Annotated in this window: 11 protein-coding genes; 10 read left to right on the top strand and 1 reads right to left on the bottom strand. The window is 40.8% G+C overall.

Translation table 11 applies throughout. From position 1 onward, the window contains the following. Nucleotides 1-27: 27 nt before the first annotated feature. Entirely contained in the window at nucleotides 28-2,718 is a 2,691-nt protein-coding gene (locus BR73_RS0123410) for a cellobiose phosphorylase (RefSeq protein WP_033168241.1), read from the top strand. A gap of 15 nt (nucleotides 2,719-2,733) precedes the next feature. After that, the gene (locus BR73_RS0123405) at nucleotides 2,734-3,144 is read left to right on the top strand and encodes a hypothetical protein (protein ID WP_033168240.1); all 411 of its coding nucleotides are present in this window, start codon (nucleotides 2,734-2,736) and stop codon (nucleotides 3,142-3,144) included. 303 nt (nucleotides 3,145-3,447) lie between these two features. Here the strand turns inward: BR73_RS0123405 and BR73_RS0123400 are convergent, their stop codons facing one another. Beyond that, nucleotides 3,448-4,071, bottom strand: a complete 624-nt coding sequence (locus BR73_RS0123400) for a DUF6273 domain-containing protein (RefSeq protein WP_033168239.1) — start codon at nucleotides 4,069-4,071, stop codon at nucleotides 3,448-3,450. A gap of 1,043 nt (nucleotides 4,072-5,114) precedes the next feature. Here BR73_RS0123400 and BR73_RS0123395 point away from each other — a divergent pair. The 8 genes from BR73_RS0123395 (at nucleotide 5,115) to hflX (ending at nucleotide 14,283) form a co-directional block, all read left to right on the top strand. Further along, nucleotides 5,115-6,413, top strand: coding sequence for an L-serine ammonia-lyase, iron-sulfur-dependent, subunit alpha (locus BR73_RS0123395; protein ID WP_033168238.1), 1,299 nt, complete (start codon nucleotides 5,115-5,117; stop codon nucleotides 6,411-6,413). Nucleotides 6,414-6,588: 175 nt separating this feature from the next. Next, the gene (locus BR73_RS0123390; RefSeq protein ID WP_033168237.1) at nucleotides 6,589-7,050 is read left to right on the top strand and encodes a GNAT family N-acetyltransferase; all 462 of its coding nucleotides are present in this window, start codon (nucleotides 6,589-6,591) and stop codon (nucleotides 7,048-7,050) included. A 217-nt stretch (nucleotides 7,051-7,267) separates the two neighbouring features. Continuing rightward, the gene (locus BR73_RS0123385) at nucleotides 7,268-8,095 is read left to right on the top strand and encodes an AraC family transcriptional regulator (RefSeq protein WP_033168236.1); all 828 of its coding nucleotides are present in this window, start codon (nucleotides 7,268-7,270) and stop codon (nucleotides 8,093-8,095) included. Nucleotides 8,096-8,247: 152 nt separating this feature from the next. Then, nucleotides 8,248-9,216 (top strand): sugar phosphate isomerase/epimerase, encoded by a 969-nt coding sequence (locus BR73_RS0123380; protein ID WP_033168235.1) that lies wholly within the window; start codon nucleotides 8,248-8,250, stop codon nucleotides 9,214-9,216. 135 nt (nucleotides 9,217-9,351) lie between these two features. Continuing rightward, nucleotides 9,352-10,407: a Gfo/Idh/MocA family oxidoreductase gene (locus BR73_RS0123375; RefSeq protein ID WP_033168234.1), complete on the top strand. Its 1,056-nt coding sequence runs from the start codon at nucleotides 9,352-9,354 to the stop codon at nucleotides 10,405-10,407. 27 nt (nucleotides 10,408-10,434) lie between these two features. Continuing rightward, nucleotides 10,435-11,514 carry a Gfo/Idh/MocA family oxidoreductase gene (locus tag BR73_RS0123370; RefSeq protein ID WP_033168233.1) on the top strand — a complete coding sequence of 360 codons (1,080 nt, stop codon included), beginning with the start codon at nucleotides 10,435-10,437 and terminating at the stop codon, nucleotides 11,512-11,514. Nucleotides 11,515-11,741: 227 nt separating this feature from the next. Then, entirely contained in the window at nucleotides 11,742-12,989 is a 1,248-nt protein-coding gene (locus tag BR73_RS0123365) for a tetratricopeptide repeat protein (protein WP_033168232.1), read from the top strand. 49 nt (nucleotides 12,990-13,038) lie between these two features. Next, complete coding sequence (hflX, locus tag BR73_RS0123360; protein ID WP_033168231.1) at nucleotides 13,039-14,283, top strand: GTPase HflX; 1,245 nt, start codon at nucleotides 13,039-13,041, stop codon at nucleotides 14,281-14,283. Nucleotides 14,284-14,877: the final 594 nt, after the last annotated feature.

Genomic DNA, 14,877 nt, shown 5'->3' with positions numbered 1-14,877 from the left:
ATTACTCTAAGACAGATTGGAGCAGAAATGAGTGGATATAAATATCTGGATAACCATGGGACCTTTCAGTTAAATGACCCGGAGCTGACAGGCTATCTTTATTTTCCTCTGGCAAATGAAAGCGGTGTAATGGCAAGTGTCACCCCTACCCTTGGCGGAGACAATAAACTGGGGCAGAATAGTTTTCTGCTGGCACCAGTAAGCAGCGAAGACCTTCATAACAGCAGAAGTACCAGAAATTTCTGGGTGGATATTAAGGGGAAAGGCCTGTGGTCGGCTACAGGTGTATCAGCCTGGCAGGAAGGAAAACTCTTTCGTGAGGGTAAAGAGAAAACTACGCTGACAGCAGGCATGATGTGGCATAAGGTCACCAGAAGCTCTGTGGAGTATGGAATTGAAGCAGATATAACCTCATTCGTGCCTCTAAAGGGTACCGTAGAGATAATGCTGGTTACCTTAAGGGCACGGGAGGACATTACCTTTACAGCTGTTGCAGCCACACCTTTATATGGACGCTCCGCGGATAATATCAGAGATCACAGGCATGTAACCTCCCTCTTACACAGAACAATAACCACACCTGAAGGAATTCTGTTAGATCCGACGCTGACTTTTGATGAGAGAGGTCATCGTAAAAACGAAGTGGTATATGGTGTAATAGGTGGTGCAGAAGAAGGAGAACTACCGGAAAGCTTCTATCCCGTAACAGAAGAATTTATCGGGGAAGGCGGTTCCTTTACGAATCCCAGAGCTTTACAGGAAGGAAAGAAAGGGGTAAGCGCCGGATTCACGAAAGACGGCTATGAAACCCTTGGAGGGATAGCCTTTAAGACCTGTTCTTTGAAACAAGGCGAAGAAAAAACTTTTATCCTGGTTATGGGATATGGTAAGGATAAAGAAGATTTCCTTACAAATGCCAGACCTTACCTGGATAAAAGCCGCTGCTTAGAAGCTCTTTCTGAGACCAGAAAGAGCTGGCTTGATAAGCTCAATATCAGTTACAGCACCGGCATGCCGGATTTTGATGCCTGGATGCAGTGGGTGAATTTTCAGCCTATGCTAAGAAGAATCTATGGCTGTTCCTTTCTGCCCCACCATGATTATGGCAAAGGCGGCAGAGGCTGGAGGGATTTGTGGCAGGATTGTCTGGCGCTGCTGATCATGAATCCGGAAGGTGTCAGAGATATGCTCTACTCTAATTACGCGGGAGTGAGGATAGATGGAAGCAATGCCACTATAATTGGAACAAAACCCGGTGAATTTATCGCGGACAGAAATAATATAACCCGTGTATGGATGGATCATGGTGTATGGCCTTTCCTGACTACAAGGCTGTATCTGATGCAGACCGGTGATTTAGACCTGTTATTTCAGGAGAATACATACTTTAAGGATCTTCAGGCAGTCAGAGGGGAAGAAAAGGATACAGAATGGAAAACAGAAAATGGAAATGTACTAAGAAATAATGACGGTGCAGAATACCGGGGAACAATCCTTGAGCATATATTGGTGCAGCTCTTAACAGCCTTTTATGATGTTGGTGAGCATAACCATATGCGACTCCGGGGAGCAGACTGGAATGATGCCCTTGATATGGCAAAAGAGCGGGGCGAAAGCGTAGCTTTTACCAGCCTCTACGGTCAGAATCTGAATCAGCTGTCAGAACTGTTAAGCTATCTTGCTGCCAATGGAAGGGATAAGGTAACCCTTCTGAAAGAACTAATCCCCCTGCTTACAGACGAGGTTGCAGTCTATGAAGATGCAGCTGCCAAGAAGGACATATTATACCGGTATTGTGATTCTGTAAGACACAGCGTAAACGGAGAAAAACAGGAAATTACTCTGAAGGAACTGGCAAAATACCTGGAGGCAATGGGAAACTGGATTAAGGAGCATATCAGAAACACAGAATGGATAACAGATAAGAAAGGTTATTCCTGGTATAACAGCTACTATGATAACAGCGGAAGAAGAGTAGAAGGGGAGCATGACCTTGGAGTGCGAATGATGCTTACAGGCCAGGTGTTTGCCATAATGTCAGGAACTGCAACAGAGAACCAGGTAAAAGGGATAACGGAAGCAGCAGATAGATACCTGTACTCAGCGGACATAGGCGGATACAGATTAAATACAGATTTTCATGAGGTGAAGACAGACCTGGGACGAATGTTCGGCTTTGCCTATGGAAGCAAAGAAAACGGCGCGGTATTTGCCCATATGGCAGTAATGTATGCCAATGCCTTATACGGAAGAGGTTTTGTAAAAGAGGGATATAAGGTAATCAGCAGCCTTTACAGTCATTTAAGTGATTTTGAAAAAAGCAGAATATACCCAGGCATTCCGGAATACATAGGAGAAAACGGCAGAGGACTTTATCATTACCTCACAGGCTCAGCCAGCTGGCTGCTTCTTACCGTATTCAATGAAATGTTCGGAGTAAAAGGCTATTACGGTAATCTGATACTGGAGCCAAAGCTGCTAAAGAAACAGTTTTCTGCTGAGAACAAAGCCGAAGTATCCTTTCAGTTACATGGCAGGAAATTCACCGTGTGCTACTATAACAGGAATGCAAAGGAATACGGCGAATATAAAGTGGCAAATGTTTCTTTAAATGGCTCAGAACTTCCAAAAGTTCAGGATAAGATCATGCTGCTGAAGGAAGATATCAGAAAACTAAAGGAAGATATTACCCATGTAATAGAAGTAGAGCTGGTATAAAAGGGGAGAAATAAATTGGAGAAGCAATATGTAGATATAACGGCTTATGAGGGAGAAGGCTATAAGCCTATGATTGATTACATGAGCTGGCGGGTTGCAATACTCCGGTATTGTGAAGAACTCGAGGTACAGAACTTAAAGACCATGCAGCAGCATAACGAATCCGATGAAGTATTTATCCTGCTAAAAGGGAGCTGTACACTGTTTACCGGCGGTCTTGGCGAGGCCATAAACCATATGGATGCCGTCAAAATGGAACCCTTGAAGCTGTATAACGTGAAGAGGGGAGTATGGCATACCCATACCCTTGATAAAGAAGCAACTGTCTTAATCGTAGAAAACCAGGATACCTCCGACCGTAATTCACCCGTAGTAAAACTGACAGAGGAGCAGATCCGCAATCTGAAGGAACTATATCTGCAGTAGATTGTTGATAGATTAAAAGCATTTCAATAATAATCGTCATGATAATTTGAATGTACAAAAATTTATAAGCTTTGCACGAAACAAAAACAAGGTATTAAAAGAAAGGCACGATGATATTCGTGCCTTTCAAAAATCTATGCTACAAAATAAGATTTATCGGTTTACCCAATCAATTCCCAGAGCATTGTTTTACTTCAACTGCAAAGCAACAGAATACTATAGCTGCACATTCTTAATTTTCACCTTTAATTGATTTCATAAAAATTACAATATAATCGAACCTCTAAAAGTGTTCCGGGATTACTATTCCATGCGCAGCCATAAAGCGGGGCGAACACCACCACTGTTATCGCCTGTTAAAGGATGAATCGTGTTGCTGCTGTAGCGGAAGGTACCATTTCCCTGAATACCTATATTACCGTCGCCGTGGATGTATACGGCTCTTCTATTGTCACGCCCAGGTGACCGAAGCCACCACCACCATACATACCCATCAAAGGTGGAACTTCGCCTGGTGTTATTCTTGTCTTTCCTTTGAAACCAGTATCGCTGTTTGGTGCTACGGTTTTCAAGGTTTTTACTGCTGTCACCGAAATATTTGCACACAACTTCTTCGATGCTCAGAAGAAAAATATAATCCTGAGTATCTTCCCCACCGCTGGAACCATACCACTGATTGTCCTGGTTTTTGTTCAATACCGGAAGAATCCTTGACTGTTCAGCCATAGTAAAATTGTTATAAAACTCACCGTTAAGATATTTTCTCAGCGAGCAGTCAGCCCATGTCACATCTCCAGCGCAATTATTATAGGGGTATTGTCCAATCATGCCTTCAGTTATAATCAAAGCTGCATTGCCTTGTATATCAAGAATACGCCAATCATAACCACCAAAGGGCACAATGGAGCCGATAGTAAACTCCTTCATTATTTTTCTCCTTGTACAATATACTGTAGTTCTGTTTAATGTGCCTGCAAAAGTAAGCAGTCAAATCTTCTCGTCAAATTCTGATTTTATAATTCTGAATAAATAAAGAATACCATATATCAATTATCTCTTTCAATAAGCAAGTAAAATATAATACTGAACTATATATACACACACATATATACATCTATAGTAATGAGCTTGGTATACATTGGTAGTGTCAAGATTTTTATGTAAAGTATTTCAACCAGGCAGACCACTCCTGTGCTATTTACTAATCAAACAAATCGTTTAGTTCAGCCGATACCTGAGCAAAACCTTTATGAATTCTTGTACCGAAACGTTGATTGTAATCACTACAAAAGCTGCAGACATAACCCTCCAAGGAATCCTCATTTGGGAACTGTTCTTTCCGTTTGGTTCTTCTTTTGAGATTTTTATGAAAGCCTTCAATAAGGGAACTCCTTCTTTTGTGTTTATTGTTTGGTAATTTTAAACTTTAAAAGAAGTAGGTTCCCTTTTCTAGTATTATTTACTAGATTAAATTTACACAAAAAATTCTCACTATTTATACATTCTATATCAGCATTATGATATTATTGTTATTCATATGATTCAATTAAGTACCAAAAATATAACTTCCATAAGATTTCAGGCAAATTAGGCAGACCAGAAAGAACGAATGCGCCTATGGAAAGGTATTAGAAGACCTTTTCTCTGGAGATTTTATGCTATATTCTAAAACAGATTGTCTGAGCGCAGCGAGTTATCTGTTTTAGAATATGCCAAGCATAAAATCTCCAGAGAATTAGGACTTCTTATACCTTGGAATTGAAGCATGAGTTCATTCTGGTCTGCCTAATTTGCCGTCCCCTTTCGAAAAACAATAAAACGCTCCAATTAACGACAGTTACCTGTTTTTTTACTGATATTCCGATATCCAATTGTCTCAATGCCTAAAATAGTATATGATTAGGGTATTAAGAAAGAAAAGCCCATATCCTATGGGCTTGTAACATTACAGTTATTACAGGAGGAAGGAAATGGGACTGGATGAAGTAAAATACAGCGCATATCTAAAAATTCTGCAAGAGGAACTGGTGCCGGCTATGGGATGTACGGAGCCCATAGCCATTGCTTATGCAGCAGCAGTTGCAGGAAATACACTTTCCGGAGCACCCGAAAGGATAGAGGTAGAATTAAGCGGAAATATCATTAAAAATGCGAAAAGTGTTTATGTTCCCAATACCGGAGGTTTAAGAGGTATAAAAGGAGCGGTGGCTGCCGGAATAATAGCAGACTGCCCTCACAAAAAGCTGGAAATACTGGAGGAAATTACAGAGGAGGAGCAGGAAAAGATAGCTGAATTTATAGAAAGCTGCCCAATTGAGGTAAAAGAAGCAGACACCTCCCGGGTATTCGAAATCCTGATCTCTGTGTATAGAGGGTGTGACCGGGTCAGGGTACGTATAACAGATTATCATACAAATCTGGTATTCATAGAGAAGAACGGCGAGATATTATTGGAGCAATCCCGGGAAACATCAATTAATGCTGTGCCTGCGGCGGCAGGGGATGGAGATAAGAAGGAATTGCTGACTGCGGAGGATATCATTACTTTTGCCGATACTGTAAGAATTGAGGATGTGAGAGAGCTGATTGAAAGGCAGATTGCATATAATATGGCAATTGCCGAGGAAGGCTTGAGAGGTAAATACGGTGCGAATATCGGTTCTGTACTTATGCAGACCGGCAGAGAGGATATACGCAATAAAGCCAAGGCTATGGCGGCAGCGGGTTCCGATGCAAGAATGAGCGGCTGCAGTATGCCGGTGGTCATTATATCCGGCAGTGGAAATCAGGGAATTACAGCTTCAGTTCCGGTGGTAGTCTATGGAAGAGAGATGAAAGCATCAGAAGAAAAAATCCTCCGTGCAGTGGTTTTGTCGGATTTAATGACAATGTATCAGAAGAGTAAGATCGGAAGACTGTCTGCCTATTGCGGTGTAATAAGCGCAGGCTGCGGAAGTGGTGCAGGAATAGCATATCTCCAGGGAGGCGGTTTTGAAGAGATAGCCCATGCAGTTGTTAACGGAGTGGCTATTCTTTCCGGAACTATTTGCGACGGAGCCAAATCCTCCTGTGCAGCTAAGATTGCCATGGCAGTGGAAGCCGGTATCCTGGGATATGATATGTATAGAAACGGTCAGGAATTTTATGCCGGTGAAGGAATTGTTACAAAAGGGATAGAAAATACCCTGAATAATATTGGAATATTAGCTACAAAGGGAATGAAAGACACCGACAGTGAGATAATGAAGCTTATGCTAGCTTGTGATTAAAACGTGTAATAAGCCATATTCACAGGTTTTCTTATACATAAGAAGAAATACTTTACAAAAATGCTTACTATTATTCCTCATATATAATTGGAAATAAGGTAAATTTATCAAAGGTAAAACCAGAATCGTACTTAACTTTTACAGAGTAAATATAGAAGAGAACGGAAGGTACAGGATGATACGTTTAATTGAAGAAGTTATGAGTAAGAAGATAATTGCAGAGGAAGTGCTTTATGATCTTCCGGAGTGGTTTGGCATACCCGAATCTACCAGAGAATACATAGAGGATTCAGTTCAGATGCCTTTTTTTGCTGCGTTTACAGAAACCGGAGTTGCCGGCTTTCTCACTGTGAAAGAAAATAACAGTTATACCGCAGAAATTCATGTAATGGGAATAAAAAAAGAACATCACAGGAAGGGTATCGGTAAGGAATTGTATAATGCCTGCTATGCCTGGTGTAAAAATAAAGGGTATGAATATCTTCAGGTAAAAACCCTGGATGAATCCCATCCGGATGCTAATTATGCCATAACCAGGAAATACTATTTTTCAATGGGATTTCGTCCCTTGGAATGTTTACCGGATTTATGGGGAAAAGAAAATCCATGTCTGATTATGGTGCAAGGTATTCATTAGTTTCGTGTATTATTATCTGTTATTTAGGTGGTATTAAGTGAACCTGTACCAGGCACAATAATCAAGGTGTGTGTTCCAGGGCGTGTTGAAAGGCCCATTGCGCCTTTACTGACCGAAAAGTGGGACATCATTTGTTTGCAGGAAATTCAGCCCTTGTACAGGAACAAAGATCCGAAATATACAAAATGAAAATCTGAGGGAAAAGGTTTGTGGTATTATGGGAGCGAAGATACGTGATTTAAGTTTATATGAAAAGAAAATCATCAAAGACGAAGAATTCCCGGTGCAGATGTTTAAGAACCAGATACGCAGTCCGGGTGTATATTTTCAAACTCACTGGCATGAGCATCTTGAGCTGCATTATGTATTAAAAGGTACCGGTTACTTTGTTTATGACAGAAAAAACATTACGGTAAAGGAAGGCAGCCTTGTAATCTTTAACAGTAATGTGCTGCACCAGGGAATTAGTGAAGACAAAGAATTTGATGCATTGGTCATTATTTTTGAAATGAGTGCTTTTTCAAAAGAGATAGCCGATTATAACGTTATCTTTCAAAGTCTGATAGAAGAGGATGACAGAGTTCAGGAACTTCTCACATCGATCTGCAAAGAAGACATGGAGCGTAACCATGGCTATAAACTGGCAATTAAGGGTAAGCTTTATGAGCTGATAACGTATCTGTTCCGTAATTATGTAACAGAAAGCCTTTCAGCCAGGGAGAATACGTTGAGGCTATATAATCTTGGCAGGATAAATACGGTAGTGCAGTATATACAGGAGAATTACAGTGAGCCTGTCACCAACAGGGAATTAGCTGATTTGATACATTTAAGTGAATACCGGTTCTGTCACCTCTTTAAGGAAAGTATGGGGAAAAGCCCTATAAATTATATAAACGAGGTTCGTCTTAAGAAAGCATATGAACTGATTAAAGAAAAAGAAAATTCTATTTCGGAAGTTGCGGTAAAGGTAGGGTTTTCTGATTATAATAATTTTGGAAGACTGTTCCGTAAGTATTACGGATTTCCACCGTCAAAAGTATGATATAGCAAAATAATATGACTATTCAGCAATACATCTATAGAAATTTATGCTGGGAAATAATATGATTGTAGTATCAACATAGAAGTCGAAGGAAAGCTTTTATACATGATGTTACAAAGTGACATTTGCTTAGAAGGTAAAGGAGGTAACTTATGAAATTAGGAACATTTACAGTAGTACTGGGAGATTTGACGCTGGATAAGGCTTGTGAATTCCTGCATGGCAAAGGAGTTCAAATGATTGAAATCGGATGCGGCGGACATCCCGGAAAAGCTCATTGTGATGCGGAACTGTTACTGAAGGATGAGGCAAAATACGAAGAATTCAAAGCAACAATAGCAAAATATGAGTTACAGATCAGTGCATTAAGCGCTCACGGTAATATGGTTCATCCTGTTAAGGAGATTGCTGATAAATTTGATGAGGATCTCACCAACGCGATTCTTCTGGCTGAGAAACTGGGAGTTCCTGTAGTAAATACTTTTTCCGGCTGCCCTGGCGGAAGTCCTGAGGATAAGACACCTAACTGGGTGACCTGCTCCTGGCCGGAGGACTATATGCATGCCCTGGAATATCAGTGGAATGAGATACTTATACCATATTGGAAGAAAAAGGCCGCTTTTGCGAAAGAACACGGCATAAAGATAGCCTTGGAACTTCATCCGGGCTTTTGCGTATATAACACAAAAACACTTCTTCGTTTAAGAGAAGCAGTTGGACCTGAAATCGGTGCCAACTTCGATCCCAGTCATTTAATCTGGCAGGGTATGGATCCTTGTGCGGCAATCAGAGAGCTTGGCAAACAAGGCGCTATCTTCCATTTCCATGCCAAGGATACCAAGATTGACCCTATTAACTGCAATGTAAACGGTGTCCTTGATACCACTCATTACGGTGATGAAATCAATCGTTCCTGGATTTTCCGTTCTGTTGGATATGGACATGGAGAGGAATACTGGAAAGCAATGATTTCCGAGTTAAGACTGGCCGGTTATGATTATGCAATCAGTATCGAGCATGAAGACAGCCTGATGACAGGAAAGGAAGGCCTTTCCAAAGCAATCAGCTTCCTTCAGAATGTCCTGATATTTGAAGACCGCGGACAGATGTTCTGGGCATAACAAAAGGGTAGTGCTAGTGAAGGGTTCAATATACCAGATCTGTCAGAGACAATATTAAGGAGACTTGAATAGGAAGTGTATATAGGCTTTACTTACAGTACTATATCAGTTCCAGAATCCAGAAAGAGGAATTGTATGTTACAGGAAGATATGAAGATTGCTATTGTAGGCCTTGGCGGAATGGGAGACTGGCACAGAGAGCTGATAGAATCCATCGATGGTCTTACATTAGCTGGAATATATGATATCAAGGAAGAAAGACAGGAATACGCAAAAGAGAAAAAAATCAGAGTATATGCCAGCTTTGAAGAACTTTTAGCAGATGAAGAGGTTGAATTATGCCTGATTGCAACACCGAATGACCTTCATAAACCGCTTGCCATAGCTGCAATGAAAGCCGGTAAGCATGTGGTGAGTGAAAAACCCGTAACCCTTAACTCAGAAGATCTTAAGGAAATGATAGCAGCATCGGAGGAAACAGGAAAATTATTCACAGTACATCAGAACAGGCGCTGGGATGAGGATTTCCTTACCATGAAGAAGATATATAATGACAATCTTCTGGGAGAGGTATTCCGTATTGAGTCACGTGTTCATGGTTCCAGAGGAATTCCGGGAGACTGGAGACAGCTTAAGGAACAGGGCGGCGGAATGGTTCTGGACTGGGGGGTACATCTGCTGGATCAGATACTTCTTATGCTGAAGGGGGTTAAGCTTAACAAGGTATACGCAACCATTACCCATGTTACCAACCAGCTGGTGGATGACGGCTTTACCACCAGCCTGCTGTTTGAAAACGGAGTGGAGGTTATCATTGAAGTAGGCACCAGTAATTTTGTCAACCTGCCCAGATGGTATATGCTTGGTGCCAATGGTACAGCAATCATTGAAGACTGGAGCTTAAAAGGTGAGATCGTAAGTGCAAAAGGCCAGAATGAGAAGGACGTAGTTCCCGTTAAGACTGCAGCAGGACTCACAAAGACGATGGCTCCCAGAAGAGAAGACACCATAGCTAAGACGGAACTTCCCGTCGTAAAGAGTGATATCAGAGACTTCTACCGAAATGTAATTAAGGCCATTCGGGGCGAAGAAGAAATAAATATTAAGCTGCCTGAAGTTGCAAGAGTTATGAGGCTGATGGAAGCAATCTTTGAATCTGCAGAGAAACAGCAGGTTGTGGATTTTGAATAGACCTAGAGATTGAAAGCGGGGAAAACAATGGATAAATTAAAGATAGGTATTATTGGCTGCGGCGGAATTGCCAACGGTAAACATCTGCCGGCTATTAAAAGAAACGGAAACTTTGAGATCATTGCTTTTTGTGATCTGCAGCTAGAGAGAGCAGAAAAAGCTAAGACGGAATTCGGTACAGCTGATTCCAAAGTATATACAGATTATAAGGAATTATTAAAGGAAAAGGAAATTCAGGCAGTATATGTCCTGACTCCTAATAAGTCCCACTCATCCATATCCATCGATGCCATGGAAGCAGATAAGCATGTAATGTGTGAGAAGCCTATGGCAAAGACTTATGAGGATGCAAAGAAAATGGTGGAAACTGCTAATAATACAGGAAAAATTCTTACTATCGGCTATCAGAACAGATACCGTGCAGATTCCACTTACCTTAAGAGAGCCTGCAGCAATGATGATCTTGGTGAAATCTATTATGCAAGAGCTCACGCTGTCAGAAGAAGAGCGGTACCTACCTGGGGCGTATTCTTAAATGAAGAAGAGCAGGGGGGAGGACCTTTAATCGATATCGGAACCCATGCACTTGATTTAACCCTCTGGATGATGAATAACTATGAGGTAGAATCCGTAACAGGTTCTGTGTACCGTAAGCTGGCAGAACAGAAGGAACAGGGCAATGCCTTTGGTGAATGGGATCCGGAAATCTTTACAGTAGAAGATTCTGCTTTCGGTTTTATCAAAATGAAGAACGGTGCAACGATTCATCTGGAAGCCTCCTGGGCCCTTAATACACTGGAAGTGGATGAAGCAAAAGTCAGTCTTTGCGGAACCAGGGCCGGAGCGGACATGAAGGAAGGCCTTAGAATTAATAGGGTACAATATAATAAACAGTGTGTTGAGAAACCGGATCTGGGTTCCGGCGGTGTAGCATTCTTTGACGGTAAGACAGAGAATGACTCTGATGTAGAACAGAGAATCTTCTATAATGCCATTACAAAAGGGGAAGAACTGGTGGTAAAACCGGAACAGGCACTTGTTGTAACACAGGTATTGGAAGCTATCTATGAAGCAGGCAGAACTGGTAAGACGGTATATTTTAATTAACATAGAAAACAAAGGGAGGCTGCGGCAGACACCTGCTGTATCCTCCCTGATGCTTCTGTCGGGTGGTCAAATGTATGAAAATTTCACATTTGGGCCATCCTTTTTCTGTTATATTCACTTGACAAATGAGGGTACATTTTAGATAATTTTAAAGAGGTGAGAGTACTGCCGGGGGTTCATTCCCCCTTAATTTGTATGCGTGCCAGGTCACGCAGATGGGAGGAAAGATGAAATATAATAAGGGAATACAACGGGCACGGCTGCCTTTTCATATATCGGGGAAATTACTGGCTATAATAATAGTTATACCGGTATTGCTTCTAACCGGGTGCGGCGGCAAATCCCCGGGAGATTATTATAAAGAGGGACAGGCGTATTTTAACAGCGGTAATTATGAAAAAGCGGACGAAAGTTTTTCCAAAGCTATAGATGGCAATAAAGAAAGAGCGGATTATTATATCAGTTATGCTATGAACTTAATACAGCTTAAAAGATATGAGGATGCCATTATTAATTTTGAGCGAAGTATTCTTGATAAAGACAACGGAGTAGTAAGAAAAAATAACAAAAGAGCCTACAGAGGTGAAGGCATAGCATACTATCGAGCCTATGATTATGCCTCTGCCATAGAAAATTTTAATAAAGCTCTTAAAATAAATGAATTAGAGGATATGAATCAGGACATTTTATCTTATAAGGGTAAAGCTCAGGAGAAATCCGGATTATATAAAGAAGCAGCAAAAACCTTTACAGAAATCATAGAAAATAACAAGAGTAATGCCCAGGCTTATATCAATAGAGGTGATATTTACCATAAGATGGGTGAGTATGAGAAGAGTCTGGCTGATTATAATAAAGCAATCAAGCTGAAAGCTTCAAATTATGATTATTATCTTGCGAAATATTTTCTGCTCCTTGATATGGAGGATAAGGAAGGTGCAGGGGAAGTATTGAACCAGGCAGCAGCCATAAACGGTACAACCGAGGAAGATAAGTTTAATATGGCTAAGATAACTTATTACAAGGGTGATTTTGAAACTGCCATACAGATGTTTGGAGAAGCTTTTGGCAATGGATTTACAGAGAGCTATTATTATCTGGGAAGTATCTATGAGCAGCAGAAGGATTATGAAAATGCAGTAACGAATTATGGTAAATATCTTGAAACCGATGGCGGTTCCGATAATGGCAGGGCGTATAATCAGGCAGCAGAATGTCTTATGAAACTTAAGAATTATGATGAAGCACTGGTTTATATTGAAGATGGTATCAAGGTAAATGACATATCGGTAAATCAGGAGCTTAAAAGAAATCAGATTATTGTATATGAGCATCTGGACCGCTTTGAAGAGGCTTATAAGCTTGTGGAAGCTTATTTAAAAGTCTATCCGGAGGATGAAGCAGCCAAGAAAGAAGCGATATTCCTAAAGAGCAGGCTTGCAGACTCTGTTATTATAAAGAAAGAAACAGAATAATCTATATAGCAAAACTATTAAAATAATCAGTCCAGAATGGGAGACGACCATGAGCGAATTGTATGATATAAAAGAGCAGGAAGAACGCCTGATCTTAGTTGGTGTGGAAACAGGTCCGGGAGATGATACGAGGGATTGTCTGGAGGAACTGAAAGAGCTTGCAAAGACTGCCGGAGCAGAAACCCTTCAGATAGTAATCCAGAACCGGGAAAGCGTACACCCCGGAACCTATATCGGTAAAGGAAAGATAGAAGAGGTAAGGCTGTTGGCAGAGGAACTGGGAGCTACGGGTGTAGTTTGCGATGACGAGTTGTCACCTGCCCAGTTAAAGAATCTTGAAGATGCTCTGCAGATGAAAGTAATGGATCGTACCATGCTGATTCTGGATATCTTTGCACAGCATGCGGTTACCAAGGAAGGAAAGATTCAGGTAGAGCTTGCGCAGTTAAAATACCGTGCTACCCGTCTTGTCGGTATGAGAAATTCCTTATCCCGTTTGGGAGGCGGTATCGGTACCAGAGGACCCGGTGAGAAGAAATTAGAGGTGGACAGAAGATTAATAAGAGACAGGATATCTCAGTTAAACAGAGAACTTACGGATGTCAAACAAGCCAGAGAAACAACCAGGGAATTGAGAAGTAAAAATCCCATTCCGGTAATTGCTATCGTCGGTTATACCAACGCAGGCAAATCAACTCTCTTGAACCACCTGACAGGAGCTGGTGTTCTGGAAGAAGATATGCTGTTTGCTACCTTAGATCCCACCACCAGAAACATTGTACTTCCAAGCGGAGAACAGGTGCTCTTGACAGATACTGTAGGTTTTATAAGAAAACTTCCCCATCATCTGATTGAAGCTTTTCGAAGCACTCTGGAAGAAGCGAAATATGCCGATATGATCCTCCACGTGGTTGACAGTTCCAATCCATCGGCCTATAAGCACATGCATGTAGTTTATGAAACCTTACGGAATCTGGGCATCAAAGATAAGACAGTTGTAACCTTGTTTAATAAACAGGACCTGCTGGAGACGGATATTATTATCAAGGACTTTAAAGCAGACAGAACCTTGAAGATATCTGCCAGAGAAGAAAAAGGCCTTGACCAGCTGCTGAATGTGATAGAGGAACTCTTAAGAGAGAGCAAGGTCTTGATAGAGAGGGTATTTTCCTATCAGGAGGCAGGACGGATTCAGATAATCCGTAAGTACGGACAGCTGCTGTTAGAGGATTACAGAGAAGAAGGAATATATATCAAAGCTTATGTACCCAGAGACGTGATAGGGATGTTTTAAGGATGTTCTAAAGGTGTGCATTTAAGAAGCAGATAACAGCTATGTCTGGGTGTCATTTTGAGAACTTAATCTTCATTATGAATTACGGATAGGTCCTATCTCCTGTATATTGGAATCTCCAGATCGATACGGGCAGTTTTAAGACACACTACAGTTTTTAGATTTCCCTTATTAATTGTCTGAATAACTAAAATATTATAAGAAATTAGAGTAACAGAAGCAATTTACTAAAATAATATATAACTAAAATTTAATTATAAAAGTGTCTGATATCATGAAAATAAATAGGCAAAAGGCACTATATAAAAATACTATATATAGTTTGGTTGTTATATCAAAATAATATATATAGTATTTTTTTATTGACTGGCGAGGAGAAGTTTGCTATTATTTTACCAAGCGGTTTAACGCTGTGATAACCATAAAATGGTCGAAGAAAATACATATTTACAAATCAATAATCCTAAATTGACTGATACGGAACCAACTACGTGATACTGTGTGGCAGCTGTGGCAAGAAGGCCAAAGACTGTTATTATAGTATCACATTGTATTCTGGGGGAAGCGTGAATGAGAAATATGTAATTCACAAAT

Source organism: Clostridium sp. KNHs205 (assembly GCF_000702945.1).
Lineage (GTDB): Bacteria > Bacillota > Clostridia > Lachnospirales > Lachnospiraceae > Anaerocolumna.
Note: the sequence above shows the minus strand (reverse complement) of the source record. Positions and strands in the feature narration are given on the sequence as shown.